The sequence below is a fragment of the Zooshikella ganghwensis DSM 15267 genome (assembly GCF_000428585.1).
Classification (GTDB): Bacteria; Pseudomonadota; Gammaproteobacteria; order Pseudomonadales; family Zooshikellaceae; genus Zooshikella; species Zooshikella ganghwensis.
In genome coordinates, this window is sequence record NZ_AUAF01000158.1 from 1 (window position 1) to 9500 (window position 9500).

At 40.3% G+C, this 9500-nt stretch carries 7 protein-coding genes and 2 pseudogenes; 7 read left to right on the forward strand and 2 right to left on the reverse strand.

The annotated features are described in order from the left end of the window. From F607_RS34865 to F607_RS31095, 4 genes and pseudogenes are all read left to right on the forward strand, one after another. Positions 1-235, forward strand: a pseudogene (locus tag F607_RS34865) (hypothetical protein); the annotation flags it as partial. A 37-nt stretch (positions 236-272) separates the two neighbouring features. Continuing rightward, positions 273-608: a LysR substrate-binding domain-containing protein gene (locus F607_RS0121885; protein ID WP_027709781.1), complete on the forward strand. Its 336-nt coding sequence runs from the start codon at positions 273-275 to the stop codon at positions 606-608. Positions 609-747: 139 nt separating this feature from the next. Further along, the gene (locus F607_RS0121890) at positions 748-1236 is read left to right on the forward strand and encodes a hypothetical protein (protein ID WP_027709782.1); all 489 of its coding nucleotides are present in this window, start codon (positions 748-750) and stop codon (positions 1234-1236) included. 270 nt (positions 1237-1506) lie between these two features. Next, positions 1507-3222 carry a M14 family metallopeptidase gene (locus tag F607_RS31095; protein WP_051311731.1) on the forward strand — a complete coding sequence of 572 codons (1716 nt, stop codon included), beginning with the start codon at positions 1507-1509 and terminating at the stop codon, positions 3220-3222. Between the two features lie 101 nt (positions 3223-3323). Here F607_RS31095 and F607_RS0121900 read toward each other — a convergent pair whose 3' ends face one another. Next, entirely contained in the window at positions 3324-4844 is a 1521-nt protein-coding gene (locus tag F607_RS0121900) for an aldehyde dehydrogenase family protein (protein WP_027709783.1), read from the reverse strand. Positions 4845-5457: 613 nt separating this feature from the next. Here F607_RS0121900 and phhA point away from each other — a divergent pair. The 3 genes from phhA to tyrR all read left to right on the forward strand — a co-directional run bounded on the left by phhA (position 5458) and on the right by tyrR (position 8860). Next, positions 5458-6261 carry a phenylalanine 4-monooxygenase gene (gene phhA / locus F607_RS0121905; RefSeq protein WP_027709784.1) on the forward strand — a complete coding sequence of 268 codons (804 nt, stop codon included), beginning with the start codon at positions 5458-5460 and terminating at the stop codon, positions 6259-6261. A gap of 146 nt (positions 6262-6407) precedes the next feature. Further along, positions 6408-6746, forward strand: coding sequence for a 4a-hydroxytetrahydrobiopterin dehydratase (locus F607_RS0121910; RefSeq protein WP_027709785.1), 339 nt, complete (start codon positions 6408-6410; stop codon positions 6744-6746). A gap of 557 nt (positions 6747-7303) precedes the next feature. Continuing rightward, a complete protein-coding gene (gene tyrR, locus F607_RS0121915) occupies positions 7304-8860 on the forward strand; it encodes a transcriptional regulator TyrR (RefSeq protein WP_027709786.1) in 1557 nt (518 codons plus the stop codon). Positions 8861-9225: 365 nt separating this feature from the next. Here tyrR and F607_RS34870 read toward each other — a convergent pair. Next, positions 9226-9500: pseudogene (locus F607_RS34870) on the reverse strand (IS4 family transposase); the annotation flags it as partial.

Sequence of the window (9500 nt, forward strand, 5' to 3'; positions counted from 1 at the left end):
AACCGTTTGTCACGGGAAAGGGGAGTATGCTCGTGATGAAGATGGGGATGGTTTTCACGAAGTACATGTTAACACCATTGAAGGTTGTTGGTCATTACTACGCTCATGGTTAAGACCTCATCGAGGTATTTCTCAAGAAAAACTACCTTTTTATTTAGCATTATTTGAGTTTGTGTACAATATAAAGTGCCGAGGAAAAAGCTTACTTAATGATCTAATAGAGCTATTGATATAACCCCCTAGGAATCCATATAGAGCCAAAAGTAAACTGCTTGATTTTTTCAAGTCGTCATAACAGTCGTATATGGTCACTGGTTTCCGCTGAAGATGAAGAGCGGACAATTGCATTAGATGTGAGTGGCGATATTGCGGCTCAAAGTTTTAAAGCATTGGTCGATCTATGTGTAGCCCATCATGGGGTGGTCTATGTTCCTGCTTTTTTGGTGAAAGATCACATCAGTAAAAGGCAATTAAGGCATATATTGCCCCAGTGGCACAGTAACTTGATGCGTGTTTATCTGGTATATAGATTTGGCGCAGATAAAGTTCATCGGGTCAAAGCGGTGATAGACTCTGCTAAGACCTATTTGCCAGGACTCCTTAACTAAGCAATGATGCAACAATAAGACTCATGTCGCCTTCGAAAAAAAATAGTATCGCTAATGAATTTCCTGGCTTAACTGGTTATGCTATCTGTGACATCTAAATCGATTATATGTACAGGTGATGATGAACCAAATAGGATACATGAAACAGAACGTATTTATTGCTTTACTGCTGCTAGCCTCTTTTATGATAACCAGTGGTTGTGCCCAACAACCCGCTAACAAAGAGCAAGGTTTTGCACAAATACAAGAGACGTATAACCAACGTGCTTTAGCGTCTTTGGGTAAGCAATACAGAGAGTTACAGCAGATTCCAGGGCATTTTCAAGGTGGAGAATGGGATCCTAGGGTTGATGAGTGGATGGGGGAAAAACATCGGATTATGCAGGCGCTGCATTATCAGTTAAAGCAAAAATACTCTACGGTACCTGAAATAAGAAAGCTATTGGGTGAGCCAAACTGGGAAGTGACCAAAGGCCATTTGTTTTTCAATGAACTGAATACTGACTGCAAAGATGATCAAGTCACCCAGTATGATGTTTTTTTCTGGCGTGGTCAGGTCGACTTTTTATATTTTGGTGCTGATGGTTTAAATGTGCTGTGCCTTGGATGGTGGCATGCTGGTGAATAGTTATTTATCAGTAACCATGAATTCACGATCAAGTGTTTTATATGTTACAAGAGCTATAAGTGGTATGTATATACCCAATACGAATGGTTTTTAGGTGCGGCCGTCGAGTGACGAAGCCCCATGAGCCTATATTAATAGGTGATTGGGGTGAAGAGTGAAGATAACAAAACCTAGAAACCATTCGTGAAGGGTATAAGTGCTTGAATGTGGATGCTATACGATAATAAATAGCCAATTGTATTGGCTATAAATATAAATAATGGAGTGAAGATGAGTCATAAGGACACGAGTAAAGGACGTTCTTTTCTTTCGCATTTTTCGTTAAAAAATTCCGTGGCGATTGCTGTATTATCTGCAACGACATGGACAGGAGGTGTGGTATTTGCACATACCGCGTCCCCACATCAGCCACTGGTGCCGTTTGATCAAAAAACACAAGTTTACAAGGCGTATTTTCCTTCTGAGCAGATTGCTCGGCAAGTCGTGAAAAGCATGAACACTTTTTCTTCTCATTATGAGCAAGGTTATTTAATAGTACCTGGTGACAGCCAGCAGTTGAATAAGCTTATTGGCTTAGGGTTTAAGTTGGAGGCAGTCACTGCAAAAGACAGTGGCTTAAATTTGGCTCCTGCTGCAGTAATGGATGAATGGGCTGATCATATTCCAGGTTATAGTTGTTACCCAACAGTAGAAGCAACCTTTAAGGAAGCAAAAGCGTTAGCTGAAGAGTATCCGAGACTGGCTGAGTGGATTGATATAGGCGACTCATGGCGTAAAACTCAGCAGCGTGGCGGTTATGACATGATGGTGTTAAAACTGACTCGCAACAATAGCTTAGAAGATAAGCCGAAATTATTTATTAATAGTGCCATTCATGCGCGAGAATACGCAACAGCGCCCTTAGCATTGGCGTTTGCCAAAAACTTGCTAACGGGCTATGGCAGTGATGCAGATGCTACGTGGATACTGGATCATCATGAGGTGCACTTATTACTGCAAGCAAATCCCGATGGTCGTAAACAAGCAGAAAAAGGGGTGTTATGGCGCAAAAATGTTAATGACCTTAATAGTTGCTATAACCCACTTAAGCAAGGCATTGATTTAAATCGTAACTTTACTTTTGGCTGGGGTTCAACCACGGATGGCTCTAGCGGTGACATATGCTCACAGGTTTATCGCGGTGAGGCACCAGGGTCAGAACCTGAAGTTCAAGCGTTGCAAAACTATGTTAGAAGCCTGTATCCAGATCGCCGAGGACCCGAGCGGAATGATCCAGCGCCATTAGATACGAGTGGGATACACCTTGATATTCATAGCCATGGGCGACTGATACTTTGGCCATGGGGCACAAAAGGCGATCCAGCACCGAACCATTCACAGCTACAGACCCTTGGACGAAAATTCGCCTATTTTAATAGCTACTCACCTGAAAGGTCATTAGGTTTATACGAAACTGATGGTACCAGTGATGGTATCAGTTATGGCGAGCTGGGTGTTGCCGCATTTACCTTTGAGTTAGGTACAGAGTTTTTTGAATCATGCCATTATTTCGAACAAAAAATAGTACCCGACAATCTGCAGGCATTACGCTATGCTGCAAAAGTCGTACGAGCGCCTTACCAACTGCCAGCAGGGCCTGAAGTATATAGTGTTAATATCAGTAATCAGGACCCAGTGCCTGCGGGTACCTGGTTGACGTTATCTGCCATCGCGGATGATAGTCGTTTTAGTCATCGCAATGGTGCTGAGCCGGTACAGACGATTACCGCTGCAGAATATTATCTTGATATTCCACCTTGGCAGGAAGGCGCTGAACGCCATCCAATGCAGTCGGTGTCGGGTGACTTTAATTTAGAACAGCAAGCCATAAAAGGCATTGTTGATACTCGCAACTTGTCGTCAGGTAAGCATATGGCTTATATCCGGGCGATGGATAGTGAAGGAAGGTGGGGACCAGTAACGGCTATATTTTTCTCTATTCAGTAAAGCCGCAAGTGGTTGTTCATGATACTGATAAGGGCACTGTAAAGAGTGCCCTTACTGGTGGTGACTGAATATTGTATTAAGGGAATCTCTAAATATTCAGTTTAAAAAAGGTGAAGAGGATCAGTATTGTAGCTTACTAAAATATTTTTGACTTGCTGATAATTTTGCAGTGCCATTTTATGTGTTTCTCTACCAACCCCTGACTTCTTATATCCCCCAAAAGCGGCATGAGCTGGGTACATATGGTAGCAGTTTACCCAAACTCTTCCAGCTTGTATTTTTCGAGCGACCCATTGTGCTCGATTAATATCACGGGTCCAAACGCCAGCACCTAAGCCGTAGGGTACATCGTTTGCAATATTGATGGCTTCTTCCTCAGTTTTAAAGGTGGTGACACCAATGGTTGGGCCGAATATTTCTTCTTGAAAAACACGCATTGAGTTTTCGCCCCGAAGAATTGTGGGCTGTACATAGAAGCCTGTTTTTAAGGTTTCTGGCACTTGGGCACGTTGACCACCAAAAAGAATGTGAGCACCTTCCTTACGACCTATTTCTATATAGCCCATAATTTTATTTAGCTGCTCTAATGAAACCTGTGCCCCTACCATTGTTTCAGTATCCAAGGGGTTACCTTGTTTTATGGTTTTAGCCCGATTAAGTACATGCTCCATAAAAGTGTCATAAATAGATTCATGTACTAAGGCGCGAGAAGGGCAGGTACATACTTCACCTTGGTTAAAAAACGCTAATAAAAGTCCTTCGACACACTTATCTAAATAAGAAGGTTCTTGTTGTAGAATATCTGCGAAGTAAATATTAGGAGACTTGCCCCCTAACTCAACTGTACAAGGAATAATATTCTTGGCGGCAGACTGATAGACTTCGCATCCCACTTCTGTTGAGCCAGTGAAGGCTAACTTTGCAATACGAGGACTTGAAGCCAGGGCTTTACCTGCTTCATGTCCAAAGCCATTAACCACATTGACAACACCGGGTGGAATGATGTCTTCCAAAATTTCCATTAATAGTAAAATGGAAACAGGTGTTTGTTCTGCGGGTTTTAGTACGACACAGTTGCCTGCAGCTAATGCAGGTGCCAGTTTCCAGGCAGCCATTAATAAGGGGAAGTTCCAGGGAATAATTTGACCAACCACGCCTAGAGGTTCATGAAAGTGATAGGATGTTGTGGTGGCATCTATTTCAGCCAAAGCGCTGTCATCAGCCCGAATACAACCTGCAAAATAACGGAAGTGATCAATAACAAGCGGTATATCGGCATTAATTGTTTCACGTATAGGTTTACCATTATCCCAGGTTTCTGCAATGGCGAGTTTTTCAGCAAACTGTTCTATACGGTCAGCAATTTGTAATAAAACCTGTGCTCTATAGGCTGCAGGTTTTGCTCCCCATTCAGGTGCTGCTTGATGGGCGGCATCAAGTGCTGCCTCAATATCATCTGCGGTTGAGCGAGGAACTTCACAATAGGCTTCACCTGTTACAGGTGTTTTATTTTCAAAAAAATTGCCTTTTTTCGGTGTGACCCACTCACCATTAATGAAGTTAGCATAGCGAGATTTGAAAAAAAGCTTGGCCCCATCTTGGCCTGGCGGGGTGTAGATCATTTTTGACTCCCTAGTTCACACGTGTTTTTATTGTTAGTTGCTTAGCAGTTGTATTTTTATTTAAATAGTTTTATTTATCAGCTATTTCAGTAAAAGATACATTTTTATAAAAAAGCTAGACCTATTACTTCAAGTCAATGACGGTATTATTATTTAATCTCTTTACTGTAAAAATATTAATGAGTGGATCACTAATTATTAATTTAAATTGATTTTTGTTATCTACTTTTTCAAGACTTAATCTTTAGCGGTAATGGTTATGCTCACATATCTAAGGCTATAAGATTTCAGTTTGAAAAGAGTGCTTTTCATACCACTATTGTCTAACGTTTTATCGCGAAATACAGTCTAATGCATAACGAGTCAGGTTTTCAAATTACATAGGGAAAACGAACAGATGTTGTTATGCTCATAACGGATAAGTGAATGTACGGTTGATTCATAAAGGCTTTAAAAACAATATATTAGCGTTTGCTTGTAACGTATAGTTTACGATCAACATTGAGGAGGAAACGCGTCAAGTAATTTCACCTGTGGCGATGGTTGTGTATAAGTTAACCAATAGCACTGCATTTTTAACGCTCAAATATAGCCAGATCAATGAGGCATTATAATGACAAAAACGAGCAACTATACAGCAAAATCGCCAGGACCAGATGGTTTTATTGTTTATAGTGATGATGAGCATGCCATTTGGTCTCAATTAATCAACCGTCAGTTGAACTGTATTCAAGGCAAAGCTTGTGATGAATATATAGCTGGCTTGGCTAAGTTACAATTACCAAAGGATCGTATACCTCAATTAGCTGAAATTAATGAAGTGTTAATAAAAGAAACAGGTTGGCGTGTTGCACGTGTACCTGCGTTAATTTCATTCGATAAGTTTTTTAGCCTTCTTGCCAATAAACAGTTCCCTGTAGCCACTTTTATACGGACTTGGGATGAGTTAGATTATTTACAGGAGCCAGATATATTCCATGAGGTTTTTGGTCATTGTCCACTGTTAACCAACCCTGCATTTGCTCAATTTACTCACCTTTATGGGCAGCTGGGGTATAAAGCCAATAAGCAGGATAGGGTATTTTTGGCGCGTCTGTATTGGTTTACCGTTGAGTTTGGTTTATTACATTTGCAAAATGAGTGGCGTATTTATGGTGGCGGAATTTTATCATCTCCTGGAGAAACACAGTATGCTATTGATAGTGAGACGCCAGAACGCAAACCATTTGATATTTTGGAAGTATTAAGAACACCCTACCGTATAGATATTATGCAACCAATTTATTTTTATTTAGAAAGTGTTGAGCAGCTTTACGATATTTGTCATTTAGATATCATGTCTTATGTTAATAAAGTGAAAACAATGGGGTTGTTGCCTCCTAAATACCCTCCAAAGGTTCCTCAGCAAGCCTGTTAGGGATTTGACAAGGCCATAGGGGACACTCACTGTATAATCAAAGGTATTCACTATTAATACAGTAGATGTGACCTATATGTGCTAGTTAAGCTAAATTATAAAGCGTAACGAGTAAATTTTAATCTAATAACAAGGATTTTATCTTTATGAGTAGTTTGTCCTCATTAAAATGTGAAGCTTGCCAAGCAGGTGCGCCTAAGGTAACTGAAGAAGAGTTACCAAAACTATTAGCTGAAATTCCTGAGTGGAATATAGAGGTGCGTGATGGCATCATGCAGCTTGAGCGTGTTTATTCATTTAAAAATTTCAAACAAGCATTGGCGTTTACAAATAGTGTGGGGGAGATTGCTGAGGAAGTATTTCATCATCCCAGCATACTCACTGAGTGGGGGAAAGTGACAGTGACTTGGTGGACTCATAAGATTAAAGGCCTGCATAAGAATGATTTTATAATGGCAGCAAAGACTGATGAGTTACTTGTTTAGTATTTAATGTACTTTCTTTTCTAAAAATTTAGCTGTGAAGAGACTACAGATATAGTTTATTCACAGCTAATGTATCTATACCCTTCACGAATCATTTTTATGTGAGCTATCCATAGCGCTCACCCTAACGAGCCAGCGAAGCTGTTCTAATGTGTTCCCGACACATTAGTAGGGTTTGTTGTCAGCGCTCTTGACCACTAAGGATGGTGGAAATGCAGTTTATGCATAATGACATGGATGTCATATAGTAGAGCAATGCAGGCGCTATTGCCGAGGAGCATTTAACGGCCACCCCAGTCACTTATTAATATAACCGCCCAGCAGCGCTGTTATATCAATTAAAGTGGCTACCGCAAGTTTCACAGCAGTAAACTTGCCCAGGGGCTTTATCGCTTGACGTCCGCTCCTAGAAATCATTCGTGAAGTGTATAGCATACTACTTACACAATTATTAGCTACTACATTATCTTCTACATTAAAAATGGTCTTTATAGGGTACGTGTAATATGATGGCATGAACGATGAAAAAGCAATAATAACATTAGATGGTAAGGGAAATGCGTCTGGAAATACTGTGCCAAGATCGCTTGGGAATTGCGCAAGAAGTGTTAAATATATTGGCGCTACATCAAATCAGTTTGCGTGGTATTGAAGTCGATTTGGTTGGAATTATCTACTTAAACTTGCCTGACTTGGCTTTTACTGAGCTACAGAAGTTACTGCCTGAAATAAGACATATCAAGGGGGTAACGGATGTGCGAACTATACCATTTATGCCAAGTGAACGAGAACATTATGAATTGTCAACACTGCTACAAACGTTACCTGACCCTGTAATTTCTGTTGATATAAAAGGTAACATTATTATTGTGAATGAGTCGGGGTTACGAGTATTAGGGGGGGCTTTAGAAGAAGTACGCCAGACTCCAATAAGCCAGTGGCTTCAGGGTTTTAACTTTAGTCGATGGATTCAGCAGTCTGAACACTGGCCTATGAGTATTCCAGTTAAAGTACAGGGAGATGCCTATTTAGCTGATATTTTGCCGATACATGTACCTAACGACCAGCAAGACCAGACTTTAGTGGGTGTGGTAATTTGTCTAAAGTCTGCAGATCGATTAGGTAAGCAAATTCACGCTTTGCAACAGGTTGAGTCCTCACTGTTTTCTGAGATATTAGCGGTTGATACAGAGATGAGGCGTATTGTAAAACAAGCTAAGAAGTTTGCTGGGATGGATGCACCATTGCAGATCTTAGGTGAAACAGGCACGGGTAAGGAATTGCTGGCGAGGGCCTGTCACAGTTTTAGTGTAAGAGCGGAAAAGCCCTTTTTAGTGCTAAATTGTGCATCACTGCCTGATAATGTTGCTGAAACTGAACTATTCGGTTATGTAGAGCGAGTAACAGGTCAAGAAAAGCCTATTATTAAGCATGGAATGTTGGAGCAAGCGGATGGAGGAACTATTTTTCTTGATGAAATAGGTGAAATGTCATCACACTTACAGATAAAATTTTTGCGATTTTTGCAAGATGGCACATTTAGGCGGGTAGGGGATGATAAAGAAGTTAAAGTCAATATAAGGGTAATTTGCAGTACACAAAAAAATCTACCACAGTTGTGTCAGGAAGGACTATTTAGAGAAGATTTATTTTATCGGCTCAATGTATTGATTATACATCTACCCCCCTTGAGAGAGAGAAGAAAAGATATTATTCCTCTAGCTGAGATGTTTATAAGGCGATACGCCAGCCAGCAAACAAAAGTTCCACCTAAACTGTCGAAGGCTGCTATTAATTTAATGTTGCAGTATCCATGGCCTGGTAATATAAGGCAATTGGAGCATACTATATTGCGTGCTATTACGGTTTTGGAAAAAGGTGATATTCGCCCAGAACATATGCAGCTACCTTCGTACGCAGACCGAGTGGGTTACTTAAGTACATCTTTTGAAGGAACCCTGGAAGAATCAGTCAAAAATTTTGAAAAGCAACTTTTAACACACTTGTACCCTGCATACCCAAGCTCGCGTCAGCTCGCAAAAAAACTGGGGGTCTCACATACCGCAATCGCTAGAAAACTACGTGATTATGGAATTACTAAAAATAGTCAATAACTATTAACATTATGAAAAATATATCCAAGGTAAAGGGGGTGCTGTTTTTTTTCTAGTGAATTAATAAAACAGTTAAAAGTATAGACTATGAATAAAATAATTTGTGAGCAATATATACTAAAGTATCATATTTCCCTGAAAAAATTCATGCTAATATTCTCTGAAAAAGTGGAATGCGTTACCTATTAGTATTTTACTTTTGTAATAAGCAGTACGCTACCATGAACTACTATTCTATGTAGATATTCAACACATAAAAATGAATATACTCAAAACGAAGGGTTTTTAGGGGCGGCCGTCAAGCGATGAAGCCCCCGGAGCTTATATTAATAAGTGACTGGGGTGAAGAACGCTGACAACAAACCCTATGTACAGGACAAAACTTTCAGGGAGTGCCGAAATTCTGATAGGTGAGCACTTCCTTCGACTAATACACGGTGTAAATAATCAAGCCCTAGACGAAATAAACTTTTCGGTTTTCGGCCATGCTTTTTTAGCTTCAGAGGCTTAAGCTTGTTTTGCAAGATGCCTAACTTAAAAGACCACGCTAATGCCAAAGTACAAACAAAAAACAGCTTTTCGAGACGCTCTAGTTGCTGTAAGTGAGTGCTTTCTAAGTCAAATCCTCTACTTTTTAAGC